We start from the raw sequence: 18,738 nt of genomic DNA, 5'->3' as shown, positions 1-18,738 counted from the left end.
GCAATCAAGACTGAATCGCTTTTTTTAGTACAAAACATTCAGAACACCGGGAAGCTTTGCAATATGAATTCAATTGGTGGATTGAGCCCAGCTTTCTGCGATATCGTTTGTCCTGAAGATGGAAAGGCTGAAACTTTTTGAGTAAAGAGGCCGGTATCGGGGTTCTTAAATTTTTCCAGCTTGAGAGTGAAGCTGATTTCAGGGAGCCGGAAGCGAATAAATTTCCCAACACAAAGAGCCCGGGAAGATAAACCGTGCCAAATAAAATTTCGAAGCGGGTGGTTTGGCTGAGCGCGGTTTTTGTGAACCATTGCTCCCAAAGGTGAATCGCATCAGCAGAAAGAAAATGGTTAAATGGTTGCCGAAGAATAGCCGCACTTAATCTAACGGCCTGTTCAATCCGTTGTTTAGGGTGATTCGCGGGGCGGACTGCTTTATAATTCCAGTTCAGGGTTGAATCGGAGTTTGTGAACCCGGCCATTTCCAGGCTCAGTGCCAAGCCTTCTGTTATATTCTGCCCACTCCATTTTGTTAACAGCTCTGAGGCAGTTTCAGCCATGGCAACCCGGTTATGTGGAATGCCAAGCCCATCCCAAATAGAAATAATAAGGGCCTGTTTCCAGGCCTTTGATGGAAGCAGGTTGGGATCGAAAAAGCTGAGAAAATCATCGGACTTCTTTTCAAAATACTCCCGGTGCGCGAGTTCTATTTGTTGATAGAAAGCTTCTTCGGAAATGAAATGGAAGCCGGAGGTGCAGGGTAATTCAGGGGAGTGTTCTTCAAAATTCTTTAGGAATAGGTGTAATTTATCGGAGAGGTAGGGTAAAATATTGAGCGTGAAAGGCCGGCTGCCGTTCAGTGTTTGAACTTGTTCAGGATTTGAATCAGCTACAACATGCAGAATAACCGTGTCGAAATTTGGGTCAGAGTGGTGCCCATGCGATTTCCAGTTGGAGCTTTTGGTATGAAGCTCAATGTTGCCATGCCAGCGAAGCCCGTCAATTTCGAGTATGGCCTGCTTAAAATCAGGGCCGTCTGAGGCGTTCTTCTTACCGGGATTCAGGACGGTAACAGCCTTCCCGGATATTGTTTGCAAGTCCGAGAGATCAAAAAGCAGGTTTTCCCAAATCCATTGTAAAAAGGCTTCTGAATATGCAAAGCCCGGTTCAGCCATGTCGGGTAATTTCTTCTACTTCCTCTCCCTCCGAAAAATAAAGATCTTCGGTGGCTTCGTATAAGTTGGGGACGGAATCTTTCAGTGTTCTTTTTACGCCTTTGGAAAAGCGGTCAATTCTTTTCTCACTGTCTTCTCTCCATTTACGGCTTTTCTCTTCCAGAATGCCTTTGGTCTTTTTCCCCTGCTTGCTTACCCAGCGCCGATTTACTTCTCCGCTTTTCGGGGATAGCAGTAGAGCGGTTACCATACCTCCGGCAAAGGCAGTGGCACTTACTAATAATGTTCCAAGTACTCGTTTCATAGTTCTCTCTTTTAGGTTATGGTTAACACTGTTAAGATAACAAATTGTGTCGTGTTTTTTATGTTATTTTTTAACACTAAGTAAAGAAAACGGTACATTTGTCTAAATTTTAAAATCAGGTTATGAAAAAGCAGATTGTATTAATGGACAGGGCGCGGATGGAGCGCACGCTTAAGCGAATGGCGATACAGGTTTGGGAGCGAGTCAATAAAGAGAATGAAGGAGAAATGGTATTGATTGGCCTGAATGAACGAGGAGAAGCAACGGCCCGGCTTCTTGGAGAGAGTCTCGAAGAATTAATGGGAACTGATATCGAGGTGCACCGATATGATGTACAGGGAAAGGCATCCAAAAGCAGCCTTCCGGATTGCAACGATAAGTTTGTGTTGCTTGTTGATGATGTGATTTTCTCCGGTAAAACTATGTTTGGTGCACTGTCAGCTGTTTGTAGTGTATATGAGCCTGAAAGTATTGAAATAGCTGCTTTATTGGATCGGGGTCACCGAAAGTACCCGCTGCGAACAGACTTAATGGGTATAACCGTGCCTACCAAGCCCGGAGAACATATTGAGGTGATGCTGAAAAATAGCTCCCTGAATCAAGCCGTACTTTTTAAGAATAATTAACTAACCAAAATTGTAAAATGACCATCAGAATTAAAGCCTTAACAGCCTTTCTTTTTTTAAGTTTTATTTCACTAACAATTTCAGCCCAAACCATTACCATTCCCGATACATTAAGCGGATGGGAACAAAAATGGGTGGCCAGTTTTAATGGTTCTCAAGCAGCCTACAGTAATTGGTCTCAGGGTGGCGCCAGCTCGGTGAGCGGTACGGGTTCATCCGTTCTTAATTTACTTTACCGGCAGGACCAATTTGCCTATGGATTCAGAACCAACGTGAAGTACGGGCAATCCCGAATTAAGAACGAAGGGGTCCGTAAAACGGATGACCTTATTTCTATCAGAAACCGGTTTACTTATACCTTCGAGGAAGACGGCTCACTGGCTGCCTATGGTGTCGTTGGCTTTCAAACCCAGTTTGATAAAGGTTACGAATACAGCAGTGAAGAAGGAGTTCCTGATGTCTTGATCTCAGACTTTATGGCCCCTGCTTATATTAATGAAGGAGTTGGTTTGGCATACGAACCCAACAACGCTTTTACATTCGAAGCGGGTTTGGGACTTAAGCAAACCATTGTAAATAATGACAGCTTGTCTGCAGTGTATGGTCTTGATCCGGGCGATAATTTCCGGTCAGAAGGTGGTTTAACGACCGGCATCACCTTTGAAAAACAAGTAGCTGAAAACATATTGTACAGCAGCAGCCTGGAAACCTTTACCAATTTCCTGATTCCCGTCAGCGAAACAGATGTAATGTGGGGGAATGAACTGGTGGGGCAAATCAACAGTATAGTGAGCGCTTCGTTTCAGTTCGAACTTCGCTACGACAATGACTTTTCCAGTGAAGTACAGCTTAAGCAGGTTCTGTCTGCCGGTGTTTCTGTAAACCTTTACTAATGGATGAAAACGCGCAAAAAACTTTAGACCGGGCTCTGGAGCAGCTTTCAGAGTGGAAGGCTTCTTTTGGAGAGTGGGAACAGGACGACTCGCTTTCGGTTTCTGAAAAAAAGGAGCAGGAAGTCTTTGCCCGCTTGGTGCAGCGGTTGAAATGTAATTTTCCATTTCATCATCCGGTATACGCGGGGCAGATGCTGAAGCCACCTCATCCGCTTACTTGGGCGGCCTATGCTATGGCGATGTCCATCAACCCCAATAACCATGCATTAGACGGCGGGCCTCCATCATCTGAAATGGAAAAAGAAGTGTTGGCTGATCTGGCGCACTTTTTTGGATATGGAGAAGAGTTTTTGGGACACCTTACAGCAAGCGGAACCATTGCTAACCTGGAAGCTCTTTGGGTAGCACGGGAATCTCATCCTGATAAAAAAATTGCCTTCTCGGAAAATTCCCATTACACCCATCATCGGATGTGTGGAGTATTGAGGGTGGAGGGAATAAAGGTGCCGTTGAAGGATGATGGTTCTTTTGATCTGGATGCTACAGATCCGCAAGAAATGGGAACCATAGTTGTCACACTCGGTACTACCGGTTTGGGAGAAGTTGAACCTCTTGACCAGATTTTGCCCTGGGCAAAAAAACATGGAATACGCATCCATATCGATGCGGCCTATGGCGGGTTCTTCAGGACTCTCAAAGATTCCGGGATCATAGACGGAACGTGCTGGAAACTCATGGAGGAAGCCGACAGCATTGTAGTGGATCCACATAAACACGGGCTTCAGCCTTATGGTTGTGGCTGTGTGCTTTTCAAAGACCCGACTGTAGGTAAATTCTATAAGCATGATTCTCCCTATACCTATTTCACTTCGGAAGATCTTCACCTTGGAGAAATCAGCCTGGAATGTTCCAGGGCCGGGGCAGCAGCAGTTGCTCTATGGGCTACCTTGCAACTATTTCCCTTAGAAGAAGAGGAAGGGTTCGGCCCTGTTTTGAAAAAGTGTTTGCAGGCAGCCCAAAACATGTACGAACTGATCAGCACAAGTGAAAAGCTGAAAGCTTACAAGAAACCGGAGTTGGATATCCTGGGATACTTCCCGGCAGAAGCAGAGACAACATCGGAGATTTCAGAAAAATCAAAAGCCGTGTTTGATGCCGGTATGAGGGAGCAGTCATTCTACCTTTCCCTGTATAAAATTCCTGCAGGCACTTTTACTCAACTTCACCCCGAATATAATGTAGACTCGGATCAGGTGACTATTCTAAGGAGTGTGTTTATGAAACCGGAGCAAAAAGCTTTTGTAAAGGAGTTGCTCCAAAGGATTGAAAAAGCTATATAGTCAACCATGTCGGAATTGGTTGATATAAAAGAATGCCCGAATTGTGGCCATAAGCCTTTTAACACCCCGTATTGCCCGGAATGCGGGCAGCGGAAGTTATCGGAGAAAGATTACAGGGTATCGGTTCTTTTCAATGAGTTTGTGAATGGCTGGCTGAATTTCGAGAACAGTTTTCTGAATACATTCAAGGCTTTTCTGACCAGGCCAAAGGTTTACATTACAGAATATGTGCAGGGAGCTCGGAAAAAGTATGTGTCTCCCATCAAGCTTTTCATTCTGGCAAATGCGTTTTATTTCATATTTCCGGCAGTGGATACTTTTAAAACTACATTGCATACGCAACTAAACCGCCTTCCTTACAGCGAGTTTACGGAGGGTTTTATTACTTCATTTATCGCTTCTGCCGGAATGAGTTATTCCGAATTTGCCCCGGAATACAATGAGCTGACGCAAATCCTTTCAAAAGCGCTGCTTATCATTCTGCCACTTGTTTTTTCTATGGTCACATGGCTATGTAATCTTAGCAAAAGAAATGAAAAGCCTTTACTATATCACATCAATTACAGCTTAGTTCTGAATGCCTTTTTGGTATTATTTCTATGTTCCGTACTTCCCGGTTCCTATAAGCTGATTGCAACGTATTTTGAGATTGATGGGATGATGGAATTAATTACTGAGATGAGTTTGTCTGTTACCGTTTTATTGATTCTGAATGTATATGGCTATTTCCTATACAGAAACTTTTTTACCGGAAGTGTTTTGACAAAGGGAATAAAAGTGATTCTCTTAAACGCCGCATTTGTCCCGCTCATTCAAACTTATCGCCTCATCCTGTTATTTGTTACTTTGGGATGGATGAAGGTTTTCGGATAAAACGGGTCAAAAATAAATTACATTTTATTTCACCTCTTATTCTTCAAAAGGCCTTTAATTACGGGTAATCAATTCCATTCAATTTGTAGAAAATGTTTCAAAACCACTTGCTGAAAGTATCCATAATTTTGATTTCACTTTGCCCTTATGTCATGGTTCAGGCTCAGGAGCCTAATACAATAGACATAACAGAAAGTGGTTTTTATTCCGATTCGGTTGTTGTTGAAGTTATGGGTGTTGATGATTCGTCTTCTGTATTCTATACTCTGAACGGAGAAATACCAGACACCTCGGCCATGCTTTTTCAGGATTCGGTAATAATTAATCAGACGTCTGTACTTCGGGCTATGATATTATCAGGCAACCGGACTGATACCTCATATATTTTCAGATCTTACTTTATTGATGAACCCACTGAATTACCGGTTTTGTCAGTTACCACAAATCCGCCCGGTTTTTTCTCCGACAGTGCAGGTATCTACGTGGAAGGTACCAATGGCATTCCGGGATACTGCCGAAGCACTCCCCGAAATTGGAATCAGGATTGGGAACGGCCTGTTCATTTAACCTTTTTTGAAAAAGACAGGACACCTGGTTTTAGCGTTAATGCGGGAGTAAAAATCGGGGGTGGTTGCACCCGCCTGTATGATCAAAAGTCGCTGGATATCTACTTTCGGGGAGGTTATGGCCTCAAGAAGCTGAACTATCCGCTTTTTGAAGACAAGCCCTTCACCGAGTTCGACCGGCTTGCATTGAGAAGTGGTGGACAGGATTGGTACCGGGCCATGATCCGAAACGCATCCATTCAGGCAATGGTAAAGGATAGGATGGATTTAGGGTATCAGGCTTTTAAGCCTGTTGCCGTTTTTCTGAATGGAGAATATTGGGGAATACACATCCTCCGCGAAAAGCAAAATGAAGATTTTATCGAATCGAATTATGGCTATGATGAAGAACAACTCGATATTCTCACCGGAAATATGGATGTAAAAGAGGGGGCCGATACGCATTACCAGGCTATGATTGATTTTATAGAGAATAACGACCTGTCGGTACAGGAAAATTACGAGTGGGTTAGCCGCCAAATGGATGTGGATCAGTATATCGACTATGTGATCACTCAGGTTTATATGGCAAATGGAGATTGGCCGGCCAACAATATCCGTTACTGGAGGCCTCAAAGTGCGGATGGAAAGTGGCGATGGATCATGTACGACATGGACATGACCATGAACAGCCATAGCTATGGGCAGGATGATACCAACAGCCTGGACCTGGTGGCAACAACCAACACCATTTATTATGCAAACCCTGCATGGTCGACGTTTTTATTCAGGAATTTGCTAACTAATGAAACTTTCAGGAATAAGTTTATTCAGCGATATAGCATTCATATTCATGCGTCTTTCTCGCCTCAACGGCTTTTGGGTGTTATTGACAGTACAGCATCTCTGATAGAACCGGAAGTGCCGCGTCATATGGAAAGGTGGGAGAAATCATTTCGGTTGGGTTCAGGGATGAACTGGGATAAGCACATCGAGAAAATGAAGTTCTTTGTTCGAAATCGGCAAACAAAAGCCCGGACACATCTTCAGGATTTCTTTGAGCTCCCTAGCGTAAGCAAACTCGAAGTGTCTTCCAGCCCGGCTGAAGGAGGCTCAGTTAATGTAGAAACGGTACGATCGGATACTACAGACTGGGTGCTGATCTATAAATCCATCCCCACCAATATCGAAGCGGTCCCGGCAGCGGGTTATACATTTGTAGGCTGGAGTGGTGCTGTTTCCGGTACTCGTTCAATTGCTGATATAACCATTGATGGGGAGACGTCTTTAACGGCCATGTTTAAAAGGAATGACCTTTCCGATGATACTCCGGTTGTAATTAATGAGATAAACTATAACTCAGCCGAAGATTTTGATACCGAAGACTGGGTTGAGTTTTACAATAATACCGACACTCACATTGATTTAGGAGGCTGGTATTTCTCTGATTCAGATGATGAGCACGTATTTACTTTTTCCGAAGGTACCGTATTGGAAAGCGAAGGGTTTTTGGTGCTCACCCGGGATAGTGTAAGTTTTAGTTCCCTGTTTCCTGAAGTAAATAATTTTGTGGGAGATATCGACTTTGGTTTTGCCGGAAGCGGAGAACTTCTTCGTCTTTTTGATGATGATGGAGAAATCGTGGATCAGGTTACCTACAGTGATGACTCGCCCTGGCCGGCAGAAGCGGATGGACAAGGTGCCACTCTTTCATTAACCCATCCAAGATTGGATAATTCAAAAGCGGAAAATTGGGCCGCTTCGGAAGGTCACGGTACTCCGGGAGCAGAGAACAGCGATGTACTGGTAGCAACAGAGAAAGAGGAGCCTGAAGAGGCAGTAAAAGGCTTTGAGCTGTATCAAAATTATCCAAATCCCTTTAACCCGACGACCACCATTTCTTACCGCTTAGATAAACCGGGCAGGGTAAAGCTCACGGTATATGACATTATGGGGAGAGAAGTAGCCGTGCTTGAGAATGGAGTGAAACCACAGGGAACCCATTCATTGAGTTGGGATGCATCGTCCGGTAAATTTTCGAGCGGGGTTTACTTGTATAAACTGGATGCCGGTAACCAAACAATGATTCGTAAGCTTACCCTTATCAAGTAATTAATAAGGGATCTACCCTCGGGTAAGTCGGGAAATCAGGTCTTTATGTTTGGGGAACTTACTGCTTAAACTTCTTTCTTTGGCCAGTTCAAAATCCCGGAAATCAAAGCCGGGAGAAACCGTGCAGCCTGCAAATGAATAGCTGTCTGGTTGGTTGACTTCCGCTGCAAACCAATACTCCTTGGGTACGGTGAATTGAGGAAGCTCTCCGTTTTCGAAGTCCAACCCAACCACTTGCTTAGAGTAGTTGCCATCCGGACTGATCATGTGAATGGTAAGCGGCGAACCCTGATAAAAATGCCACATTTCATCCTGCCGGATTCTGTGAAAAGCGGAGAAAGTGTCTGAGGTCAGCAGAAAATAAATACCCGTACTGTAATTACGGCTTCCCTCAAAAGTATTCGGGAAAACAGCTTCGGGAATAACACCCTCACTTCGGTACGTCTCCTTGAAATAACCGCCTTCAGGGTGTTCCTGAAGATCAAAATGGGCGATTAGTTTTTCTATTGTATCCATGATTTTATATTGAATACCACGTAGAGACACAAAATCTTGTGTCCCTACGTGTTTCAATAGGAAATTTTAAACATCAAAATCGATGCCCTGTGCAAGCGGCAGCGAATCACCCCAGTTCATGGTGTTAGTTTGGCGACGCATGTAGGCTTTCCAGGCATCGGAACCGGATTCGCGTCCGCCCCCGGTTTCTTTCTCACCGCCAAAAGCACCGCCAATTTCAGCCCCACTGGTTCCAATATTGATGTTGGCAATTCCGCAATCGGAGCCGCGGGCACTCAGGAAGTTTTCAGCTTCACGCATGTTCAGGGTAAACATGGCCGAGCTGAGTCCCTGCTTCACACCGTTATGCAGCTCAATGGCTTCATCCAGCGTTTTGTATTTAATGAGGTAGAGGATAGGCGCAAAAGTCTCTTCCTGAACGATGTCGTAATGGTTTTCAACTTCGGCGATCGCCGGTTTCACATAAAAACCATCTTCATCCAAAGGCTCTCCACCGGTTATAATTTTACCACCAGCTTTTTCAACTTCCTTCAGAGCTTTCTGCATTTGATCTACAGCTCCCTGATCAATCATAGGCCCAACCAGCGTGCTCTCGTCAAGAGGGTCACCAATAGTTATGTTCTCATAGATACTGAGTAAGCGGTCTTTGACCTGATCATAAACCGATTCCTGAACGATAAGCCGGCGCGTGCTGGTGCAACGCTGACCGCAAGTTCCTACGGCTCCAAATACGGTTGCCCGGATGGCCATTTCGACATCAGCATCTTCGGAAATGATAATAGCGTTGTTTCCGCCCAGCTCAAGGATGGTTTTTCCTAATCGTCCGCCTACGGTTTTGGCAACTTCTTTACCCATCCGGATGGAGCCGGTTGCAGAAATAAGAGGGATGCGATCGTCTTCGGTCATCCATTCCCCTACTTCACGATCTCCGGTAACCAGGTTGAAAATTCCTTCGGGCAGGTCATTCTCTTTGAGCACTTTAGCTACAATCTTTTGAACGGCCACTCCGCAAAGGGGCGTTTTTTCGGAGCCTTTCCAAATCATTACGTTTCCACAAACGGCAGCTATCATGGCGTTCCAGCTCCATACGGCCACCGGAAAGTTGAACGCAGAGATAATTCCCACAATCCCCAGAGGATGCCATTGCTCGTACATACGGTGCTGAGGGCGCTCGCTGTGCATGGTTTTACCATAAAGCATACGCGACTGCCCCACGGCAAAATCACAGATATCGATCATTTCCTGAACTTCACCGAGCCCTTCCTGGTAGATTTTACCCATTTCGTAAGTAACCAGTTTACCCAGGGGTTCTTTGTACTGGCGTAATTTCTGGCCAATCTGGCGCACAATTTCACCACGCTGAGGGGCCGGCATTTGGCTCCATACTTTATATGCTTTTTGGGCCTCTTCAACCACCTGATCGTATTGCTCGCGGGTAGTTACTCCCACAGTAGCTATCTTATCCCCATTCGTTGGGGTGAAGCTGCTGATGGTTTCTTTGCTCTCGTGATGTTTGCGTCCGGTACTGGTTCCGGGATTAATACCTTCAATGCCTAATGTCTTCAAAAATTCCATAACGATAATTTTGCTCTTATTTTTGGGTGAAGATAGGGAAGTGAGTAGTCAGAAAACAGAACTCAGAATTCAGGTGGAGAAAGTCTTCATCAGTTAACCTTTCCAGGGTTAAACTAAACTGCCCGATTCGAGAAAACTGTTGTAACCCTGGAAAGGTTGGGATAGAAAGACTGTATTCTGAATCCTGAGTTCTGTATTCTTGAAGCATGAGAAAAGCATCAAATAATGAAATAAAGTTACTTCGAAAATTAGCCCGTAAGAAGTACCGCGAGAAAGAGCAGCGGTTTGTAGTTGAGGGAGAGCGGGCTGTTGAACAGGTTGTTGAGAATGGACTGGTGGAAGTTGAAACTGTTTTTGTATCTAATGGGATAGCTGTCAGTAATCAGCTGTCATCTATTAGTGTTGCAATAGAAGAGGATGTGCTGGCTGAGGTTGCTGATACGGATAATCCGCAGGGGATTTTGGCTGTTTGTAGGATGCCAGGTGAAGTCGGTATAGATGAATTGAAGAATGGGGAGGGAGTGATCGTTGCTACCGATGCCATTCAGGATCCGGGAAATATGGGAACGATTCTGCGAACAGCGGCCTGGTTCGGAGCAAAAGCGTTAATTGCCGGAAGGGGAAGTGTGGATGTGTATCACCCCAAAGTAGTGCGAAGCACGGCCGGAGCCACAGGTAGTATTCCGGTATTATCAGGCGAATTGGAAGAAATTTTCACTGAACTTGAAGCAACCGGGTGGCAATTTGTACTGCTTGACGGTGGGGCAGAAAGTGTAAGCCTGAGATCGGTTCAACCCGCAAAAAAAACAATCATTGTTGTTGGGAATGAGGGAAATGGAATCAGTGAAAACTTGTTGAATTCCGATAGGCAGAAAGTCAGGATAGATTCGGCACCGGGTCAGGATAAAGTGGAAAGCCTGAATGCAGCTATTGCGGTTAGTATAGCTTTATGGGGGTTAAGTGATGAAGTGATAGGGTGATAGGGTGATAGGGTGATAGAGTGATGAAGCCAAGTCATTTAAAAAAGTCACCGCATCACCTTATCACCTCTTCACCATATCACCAACCCCATCCATTAAATTTCCATTAAATAAGGGCTGCATATTGCAAATGGTTTGGGCTTTAGCTTTATTACAAAAGCCGCTCATACAATCATCTACCCGGCTGGTACATATGGCAAGACTAATCAAACACTCTCATCTATGCCTAAGAAGAAACCAAAGAAGATCTTCGTCCTCGACACCTCTGTTCTGCTTTACGATTATGAAGCTGTCCGAAACTTTGAAAAAAACGATGTAGCCATCCCCATCACGGTTCTTGAAGAACTGGATACTTTCAAGAAGGGGAATAACGTCATTAACCTGCATGCAAGGGAATTTATTAGGTACCTGGATGGAATCTCGGATGCCAATATGTTGCAGAACTGGATTCCGTTGAACGGGCGTTCACATGGAAGCCTCCGGGTGATTACCAACGGAAACAATTCGATGGATGCCACTAAGGTGTACGGCTCCGACAAGAATGATCACCGGATTATTAATGCAGCACTTCACCTGAAAGAAGAGAACCCAAATCAGCGGGTGATATTGGTTTCCAAGGATATCAACCTGCGCCTGAAAGCCCGGGCGCTGAACCTGGAGTCTGAAGATTATGAAACCATCCGGATTCAGGATATTGAGCATTTATATAAAGGTAAAACGTCTCTCGAAATTGAAGACCCTTCGGTGGTCAGTAAGTTTTATGAAAAAGGAAAGATAAAGCCCGAAGAACTGATGGAAGCCGATCCGATTTGTAACCATTATTACATTATGAAAAGCCACGGCTCCTCGGGACTTGGTTGGTATAATGCGAAGAGCAAAAAGGTAGAAGTGGTCGAGAAAAACAATGCGTATGGCATTCAACCCAAAAACGCGGAACAGACTTTTGCGCTCCACGCCCTTCAGAATCCAAATATCATGTGTTGTACCATTACCGGAGCTGCCGGAACGGGAAAAACACTGTTGGCTTTGGCAAGTGCACTGGAGCAGCGGAGTAATTTCAAACAAATTTATCTTGCCCGACCGATTGTACCCCTAAGTAATAAGGATATTGGTTTTCTTCCCGGCGATGCCAACGCTAAAATTGACCCCTACATGCAGCCGCTGTGGGATAACCTGAGCTTCATCAAAAATCAGTACAAAGAAACGAGTAAGCCATTTAAGAAGATTGATGAAATGTTGCAGACCGAGAAGCTGCGCATTGTGCCGTTGGCTTATATCCGCGGACGAAGTTTATCAAACGTAATTTTTATTATCGACGAGGCACAGAATTTAACTCCTCATGAAGTTAAAACCATCATCACCCGGGCGGGCGAAAATACCAAAGTAGTGTTTACCGGGGATATCTTCCAAATAGACACGCCTTACCTGGATGCCCAGAGTAATGGACTCAGCTATCTGGTGGATCGTATGAATAACAATGAAATGTATGCTCACATCAACCTGGAGAAAGGAGAGCGTTCCGAACTGGCTAACCTGGCTTCAAAACTGTTGTAGGTATTAGGGGGAAGGTTTTAGGTGTTAGGTTTTAGTGTTTTCATTCAAGAACAACTAAAACCTAACACCTTGCCCCTAAAACCTATTACCCCTTCTCCGGACTTAACAACTCTACATGAAAACGAAACTTCTCGCTCTCCAGAGACATGGTGTCGTAAAGATCTTCGATTACTTCAAAAACCGTTTTAGGGGCTCCGATAATGGTAGTAGACAAGTAGCCAACCTCAATTTCAACATCATATTGAGCCAGGTGCTCCAGCAGGTCCTGCACTTTTTCTCGGGGATCTTCTTCGGATAAAGGAATGTACGTAAGCTGGGCAATGGTTTTCATAAAGGAACTAAGGATTTTATTTCAAAGTAAACGTTTCCCTGAAAATAACGCAGATTTGGGTAAGAGGCTAACGAAACCTCATATCAACAAACTTTTCAAAAAAGATATAGCTAATCGAAATTCGGGATTCGTTCAAGAAGCAACCTTAATCTCTTTTCATATTAAAAACCTCGGTATGTAATTCACCCCCGCGCTTCATTTTCAGGGAAATGGTCATTTCAGTATCTGACTTCTTCTCAAAGGTAAGACCTTTAAGCTCAATTTTGTCTTTACTGTAGCTGATCATTTCAAAGGTGAGCATATCATCCTTTTCTTCCCAGCCTGTTAAATCAGGATTGAAGTGTTTGAGCCGGAGACCGGTTTCATCCAGCAGCAGAAATTCATAGAAATTCAATTCACCCTCGGCATTGATATGCCGGTACATGCCCATCATGGTTCCGTTCACCGGTTCTGCCCAGGTTTCGTGGGAGATTCCGCCAAAACCATCTCCGGTCCAGGAGCCCACCAGCCAGCCGAAATCTTCGATGTCAAATTTGTTTTCGGAAGCACCCTCGGTTGGTAATATTTCATAAGAATGAGATACTGAAAGGCTTCCGACAAGTAGTGCGAGAAGTGTAATGAGTTTATTCATAGCAGTTTATTTAAAATGATCGGGTTACCTATATAACAACCGGGATACAGGAAAAGGGACAATACTATTTTTATCCAAGAAATCTAACACTCACCAAATATTATGCATCAAAGACGAAAATTCGTTATTTACGGCAAACCTAATTTTTAGCCTAAATCGAACCTATGAGTAAGAAAGGATTTACCCCGTTTGTTTCTGCGGAAGACGACCTTCCCCAAATTACCGTCAAAGCCGTTGTACTTGGATTTATTTTATCGGCAATTCTGGCCGGCGCCAATGCTTATTTGGGCCTGAAAGTAGGGATGACGGTGTCTGCTTCCATTCCCGCTGCCGTTATTTCGATGGCGGTGTTGAAGCTGTTCAAAGAGTCAAACATCCTTGAAAACAACATTGTGCAAACGGCTGCATCAGCGGGTGAGTCGTTGGCGGCAGGGGTTATTTTTACACTACCGGCACTGATTTTACTTAAATACTGGCTGGATTTCCCGTTCATGGAAACGGCGGCCATCGCAATGTTTGGTGGGATTTTGGGAGTGCTGTTTACCATCCCGTTGCGCAGGGCTTTAATTGTAGAAAGCGAGCTCCAGTTTCCGGAAGGGGTGGCAACGGGGGAGGTTCTGAAAGCAGGAACCGAAGGCGGAGCCGGTATCAAAACGATTATACAAGCGGGTATTGCAGCTGCATTGTTTAAGCTTAGTCAGACCGGGTTAAAGGTTTTTGCAGGTTCTGTTGGCGGGTCGGTTAAAGCCGGAAAGTCTATTTTTGGAATGGGAGCCGATTTATCGGTGGCGCTTTTAGCCGTAGGATATATCGTTGGACTGAATATTGCCGTACTGATTTTTGCGGGGGGGTTGATTTCCTGGTTGTTTGGAATCCCGATTTATATGGCGGTTACGAGTCCGGAAGAAATTTCAGCTATTGTAGGAGCTGCTGAAGGTTATGATGCCGCCCTTGCCATCTGGAGTCAAAAAATTCGATACCTGGGTGTGGGTGCTATGGTTGTTGGTGGCGTCTGGGCTCTTATTTCTCTGGCCAAGCCACTGGTGGATGGAATTAAATCATCCATGGCAGCCGTGAAGGAGTTGAAGAACAATGGCAGTGGAAATATCCCCCGTACAGAGCTGGATACCCCAATCAATATTGTGGTGTGGGGAATTTTAGGATTATCCATCCCGATATTTATCGTGTTTATGTACGTGATTGATATCGAGCACCTGGCGGTGAGCGGCGGAGCTTATTGGACGGCTATTACATTCGGAGTAGTGTTTTCACTGTTTGCTGGATTTTTGTTTTCATCAGTCGCCGGTTATATGGCCGGTTTGGTTGGTTCGTCCAATAACCCGATTTCAGGGGTGACTATTGCTACGGTGCTTGCAACTTCGCTTTGTTTGCTGGCTATTCTGGGAAGTCAGGTTGACTTCACAGCTGATATGGAAAAAGCAACGACTGCAGCCGCTGCGGCAATTATTGTAGGTGCTATGATCGCATGTGCTGCGGCCCTTGCGGGAGATAATCTGCAGGATTTAAAAGCCGGACAGCTGGTGGGAGCCACACCTTACAAACAGCAGATCATGCAGGTAGTAGGTGTGGTGGCAGCCGCTTTGGTGATTGCACCCATTCTCAGTCTTTTATTTAATGCCTATGGTTTGGGCGGCGTTTTTCCGCGTGAAGGAATGAATCCCGAAGAAATGCTGACGGCACCACAGGCAACGCTTATGCAGTCGGTAGCCGAAGGTGTATTTGCACGAAACCTGGAATGGGGAATGATCATTATTGGAGGGCTGATTGCTGTTGCCATTATCATTATGGATCAAATTCTGAAACGAAAAGGATCGGAATTCAGAACCCCGGTTTTGGCGGTAGCAGTTGGGATTTATCTGCCTGTAGAGTTATCGGTTCCTATTTTCTTAGGAGGAATGATTGCTTGGACAGCTGCCCGCTTTGTCAAAAATCGTGCTGTTGAAAATGGGGAAAGTCCCGAAGAGGCAGAAACTACAGCCGAGCGTAAAGGCTTGTTGTTTTCATCCGGGTTGATAACAGGTGAGGCTCTAATTGGAATCATTCTGGCTATCCCATTTGCTTTATTCGAAAGCACAGACGCACTACGCATTATGCCGGAAGGCCTGGGCTGGCTAACGGATATACTCGGTGTCGGAGCGGCTATCTGCTTTATGGTCTGGCTGTACAAAGTGGCCGTGAAGAAAGGAGAATAGTTAGCTATCAATAATCAGCTGTCAGTTTTCAATTCCAAAAGCTGACAGCTGAATCCTGTAAGCTGAGTGCTTTTACCCCAAACTTACAACTTCAACACCGTTCAGGCTGCGGCCTAAAAACCGTTCGGCCAGTTCATGGAAACGCTGGGGGCGATCGCTCACGTAGCACCGAAAATCTCCACCGGATTCATTCAGCAACCCTAATTCATCGAGTTTAGCTTTAGCGGATTCTGCAATGGATTCAGCTGAGTCAATAATTTCGACTTGTTGATCTTTGAGTACTTTGGGGATTACATCTTTAAAAAGCGGGTAATGCGTGCATCCCAAAATAAGAGATTGGATGCCGCTTCCCTCAAAATGATCCAGGTAATGATGTAAAGTCTGGATGGCTACGTCATTATCAATCCACCCTTCTTCGGCCAATGGAACCAAAATGGGGCAAGCCTGCTGGGTCACAGTTATGGCAGGGTCATAAGCATGAATGGATTTTGCATAGGCTTTTGAGTTTACTGTGGCTAAAGTGCCAATCACACCGACATGCCGGTGGTTTTTCTGGGTAACAGCGTTTTTAGTTCCGGCAGTAATTACATCCAGAACCGGAATGTCGCCGGCGGCCTGAATAATTTCTTCCTTGGCTGAGGCTGAGACGGTATTACAGGCAATCAGAATCATCTTTACCCCCCGCTTCAACAAAAAACGGGTGATTTCAAGAGCGTAAGAACGCACCATTTCCTCTGATTTGATACCATACGGAACCCTCGCCGTATCGCCAAAATAAATGATATCTTCATTGGGTAAAGTATCAATGACGGCTTTGGCTACGGTAAGTCCGCCAATACCTGAGTCGAAAATTCCTATGGGTGCGTTCTTTAAATCTTGCAAATGCCTGGTCGGTAGTGAATTATTTGTTGCCAGAAGGTATTCAATTCTTAAATCTTAATACAAGGCTTTGTAATTTGTTCCCATGCACATAAAATCATCCGCGGTAATTTTACTGACATTTGTTCTAACTTTTTCTGGTCACCTCTATGCACGTCAGGATATAGACACTCTTAAAGCCGACCTGGGAGATGTTGTAGTAGTTGGTTATGAAGGAAACCGAAGCGTGATGGAAACGCCTGGTGCAATCACCAATGTGAAGCCTGAACAAATCGGTGGATTTGATGAAGGCTCTTTGCTGTATGGATTGAATTCGGTACCCGGTGTTCGAATAGAACAGCGTGCCCCCGGGAGTTACCGGGTAGCCATTCGCGGAAGTTCGCTGCGTGCTCCTTTCGGGGTACGAAATGTGAAGGTGTACTGGAATGGCATTCCTTTTACTGAGCCATCGGGGAGTACCTTTCTGAACCTGCTGGATGTAATTAATATGCAGGAAGTGGAGGTAATTCGGGGTCCGGCCGGCAGTATATACGGAGCCGGAAATGGAGGAGCGCTTTTACTGGAAAGCCGGCAGTCGAACCAAAATGAGGTGGGAGCAGGCTTGATGCTAGGTTCATACGGACTACAGCGATATTCAGCTTATGCCCAAAATCAATTTGAAACAGGAAGTCTCCGGTTCAACTATTCCAATCAACATGCGGATGGATACAGGGATCAGACGTTTTTCAACCGACAGACAGCAGAATTATCCGGGCGGTTTCAGCTGAATGACAAGCAGATAATCAAGACCAGTTTCTTGTATTCGGATCTCAACTATGGAATTCCGGGCGGATTGACGCTGGAGCAATATCAAAATGATCCAAGTCAGGCGCGGCCGGGAAATCCATTTGTGCTGGGAAGTGTGGAATCGAATGCGAGTATAGATCAGCAATCTTTCTTAGCGGGATTCAGCCATGACGTGCAAATTACGGACAACATCTCCAATCTGACGAATGTTTACGGAACCTTTAGTGCCTTTGAAAACCCCTTTAATCTGGATTACAAAAAAGACAGTCGAAAATCAGGTGGTGGGCGAACCCGTTTTTACTTTGATACGGATATCGGAGAAGTACGAACCCGGTTCACGGTTGGGGGTGAATTTCAGGCGGCCAACTACGCAGCCCGTAACTTCGAAAATGACACCAGCAAAGTGGGCGCGTTAAACTTTGACGATGAAATAAAGATTCAATCTTCGTTGCTGTTCTTCAATACGGAAATGGATCTGCCCGCTGATTTTTATCTCACGGCCGGACTCAGTTACAACCGGCTGGAATATAGCCTGAATCGCTTGGTTACCAATCTCAGTGGTGATACAACTGGTGTTGCACGTAAAACCTTTGAGCCAGAAATCATCCCGAGAATCGGGTTGCTGAAGAAGTTTAGTCCGGCTCTTTCACTGCATGGGAGTATCAGTTATGGCTTTTCGCCACCAACCATTGAGGAGTTCAGAACCAATGAAGGCAGCATCGCTTTGGATTTGGAAGCAGAGCAGGGAACCAATTTTGAGGTTGGTGCACGTGGAAGCATTGTAAGTGCACGCTTTACCTACGATATAACGGCCTTCTATTTCAAGCTGGAAGAAACGATCGTACAGCAGCAGTCGAACCGTAATTCGACCGTTATTTTCAGAAATGCCGGAGCCACCGATCAGTATGGATTGGAGCTGGCTACAAACTGGGGGCTGATTAGGAACACGGCCGGATTTGTACAACAGCTGGACTGGAGCTTATCTTACACCTATCACGATTTTGAATTTGTGAACTACGTGAAAGACGGAAATGATTATTCCGGTAATAAGCTGACCGGCGTAGCTCCACATACCATTGTGTCATCAATAACTGCCGGAACCGAAGCCGGATTTTATGGAAACGTATCCTATAACTTTACCGATGAAATCCCCCTGAATGATGCCAATTCCGTTTATTCGAATCCCTATCACCTGGTACAGACCAAAATGGGCTTCAAAAAAGAGTTCATTGAAAACTGGGCTTTCGATTTCTTTGTGGGGATCGACAACCTGCTGGATGAAAAGTACAGCCTTGGGAATGACCTGAATGCTTTTGGTGAGCGATACTATCAACCTGCCGCACCCCGAAATTGGTTTGGCGGGATGAAGGTTAATTATGAATTCTAAATGTTAAATTTTGAATGAG

General features: G+C 45.0%; 16 protein-coding genes. 9 read left to right on the top strand and 7 right to left on the bottom strand.

Annotation, left to right across the window (positions count from 1 at the left end; all coding sequences use genetic code 11):
• Positions 1-4: 4 nt before the first annotated feature.
• Both ABFW99_RS04580 and ABFW99_RS04575 read right to left on the bottom strand, forming a co-directional pair.
• The gene (locus ABFW99_RS04580; RefSeq protein ID WP_349355749.1) at positions 5-1,174 is read right to left on the bottom strand and encodes a DUF2851 family protein; all 1,170 of its coding nucleotides are present in this window, start codon (positions 1,172-1,174) and stop codon (positions 5-7) included.
• Positions 1,167-1,478: a YtxH domain-containing protein gene (locus tag ABFW99_RS04575; protein WP_349355750.1), complete on the bottom strand. Its 312-nt coding sequence runs from the start codon at positions 1,476-1,478 to the stop codon at positions 1,167-1,169. Before ABFW99_RS04575 ends, ABFW99_RS04580 begins: the two co-directional genes overlap by 8 nt.
• 122 nt (positions 1,479-1,600) lie before the next feature.
• Here ABFW99_RS04575 and ABFW99_RS04570 point away from each other — a divergent pair, with 122 nt between their 5' ends.
• The 5 genes from ABFW99_RS04570 (at position 1,601) to ABFW99_RS04550 (ending at position 7,867) form a co-directional block, all read left to right on the top strand.
• Complete coding sequence (locus ABFW99_RS04570; RefSeq protein WP_349355751.1) at positions 1,601-2,104, top strand: phosphoribosyltransferase family protein; 504 nt, start codon at positions 1,601-1,603, stop codon at positions 2,102-2,104.
• Between the two features lie 17 nt (positions 2,105-2,121).
• On the top strand, positions 2,122-2,997 hold the full coding sequence (locus tag ABFW99_RS04565) for a DUF3078 domain-containing protein (protein ID WP_349355752.1): 876 nt from the start codon (positions 2,122-2,124) through the stop codon (positions 2,995-2,997).
• A complete protein-coding gene (locus ABFW99_RS04560) occupies positions 2,997-4,337 on the top strand; it encodes a pyridoxal phosphate-dependent decarboxylase family protein (protein ID WP_349355753.1) in 1,341 nt (446 codons plus the stop codon). The genes ABFW99_RS04565 and ABFW99_RS04560 overlap by 1 nt, the downstream gene beginning before the upstream one ends.
• Before the next feature lie 6 nt (positions 4,338-4,343).
• Positions 4,344-5,210 carry a DUF3667 domain-containing protein gene (locus ABFW99_RS04555; RefSeq protein ID WP_349355754.1) on the top strand — a complete coding sequence of 289 codons (867 nt, stop codon included), beginning with the start codon at positions 4,344-4,346 and terminating at the stop codon, positions 5,208-5,210.
• A gap of 107 nt (positions 5,211-5,317) precedes the next feature.
• Positions 5,318-7,867, top strand: a complete 2,550-nt coding sequence (locus ABFW99_RS04550) for a CotH kinase family protein (RefSeq protein WP_440707436.1) — start codon at positions 5,318-5,320, stop codon at positions 7,865-7,867.
• Between the two features lie 12 nt (positions 7,868-7,879).
• On the opposite strand, the gene ABFW99_RS04545 is transcribed toward ABFW99_RS04550, so the two are convergent.
• Entirely contained in the window at positions 7,880-8,383 is a 504-nt protein-coding gene (locus ABFW99_RS04545) for a cupin domain-containing protein (RefSeq protein WP_349355756.1), read from the bottom strand.
• 66 nt (positions 8,384-8,449) lie between these two features.
• Positions 8,450-9,958, bottom strand: a complete 1,509-nt coding sequence (gene amaB / locus ABFW99_RS04540) for an L-piperidine-6-carboxylate dehydrogenase (RefSeq protein ID WP_349355757.1) — start codon at positions 9,956-9,958, stop codon at positions 8,450-8,452.
• Positions 9,959-10,164: 206 nt separating this feature from the next.
• Here amaB and ABFW99_RS04535 point away from each other — a divergent pair, with 206 nt between their 5' ends.
• Both ABFW99_RS04535 and ABFW99_RS04530 read left to right on the top strand, forming a co-directional pair.
• Positions 10,165-10,938, top strand: coding sequence for a TrmH family RNA methyltransferase (locus tag ABFW99_RS04535; RefSeq protein ID WP_349355758.1), 774 nt, complete (start codon positions 10,165-10,167; stop codon positions 10,936-10,938).
• A gap of 222 nt (positions 10,939-11,160) precedes the next feature.
• Positions 11,161-12,492 (top strand): PhoH family protein, encoded by a 1,332-nt coding sequence (locus ABFW99_RS04530; RefSeq protein ID WP_349355759.1) that lies wholly within the window; start codon positions 11,161-11,163, stop codon positions 12,490-12,492.
• Between the two features lie 85 nt (positions 12,493-12,577).
• Here the strand turns inward: ABFW99_RS04530 and ABFW99_RS04525 are convergent, their stop codons facing one another.
• Together ABFW99_RS04525 and ABFW99_RS04520 are read right to left on the bottom strand one after the other, a co-directional pair.
• Positions 12,578-12,823 carry a hypothetical protein gene (locus ABFW99_RS04525; RefSeq protein WP_349355760.1) on the bottom strand — a complete coding sequence of 82 codons (246 nt, stop codon included), beginning with the start codon at positions 12,821-12,823 and terminating at the stop codon, positions 12,578-12,580.
• 145 nt (positions 12,824-12,968) lie between these two features.
• Positions 12,969-13,454, bottom strand: coding sequence for a DUF6265 family protein (locus ABFW99_RS04520; protein ID WP_349355761.1), 486 nt, complete (start codon positions 13,452-13,454; stop codon positions 12,969-12,971).
• A 164-nt stretch (positions 13,455-13,618) separates the two neighbouring features.
• On the opposite strand from ABFW99_RS04520, the gene ABFW99_RS04515 reads away from it, so the two are divergent.
• Entirely contained in the window at positions 13,619-15,667 is a 2,049-nt protein-coding gene (locus ABFW99_RS04515) for an OPT family oligopeptide transporter (RefSeq protein WP_349355762.1), read from the top strand.
• Between the two features lie 72 nt (positions 15,668-15,739).
• Here ABFW99_RS04515 and murI read toward each other — a convergent pair whose 3' ends face one another.
• Positions 15,740-16,549 (bottom strand): glutamate racemase, encoded by an 810-nt coding sequence (gene murI / locus ABFW99_RS04510; RefSeq protein ID WP_349355763.1) that lies wholly within the window; start codon positions 16,547-16,549, stop codon positions 15,740-15,742.
• Between the two features lie 82 nt (positions 16,550-16,631).
• Between murI and ABFW99_RS04505 the strand changes: the two genes are divergently transcribed.
• Entirely contained in the window at positions 16,632-18,719 is a 2,088-nt protein-coding gene (locus ABFW99_RS04505; protein ID WP_349355764.1) for a TonB-dependent receptor family protein, read from the top strand.
• Positions 18,720-18,738 lie beyond the last annotated feature (19 nt).

It is taken from the genome of Gracilimonas sp. BCB1, assembly GCF_040117685.2.
Taxonomy (GTDB): Bacteria; Bacteroidota; Rhodothermia; order Balneolales; family Balneolaceae; genus Gracilimonas.
Note: the sequence above shows the minus strand (reverse complement) of the source record. Positions and strands in the feature narration are given on the sequence as shown.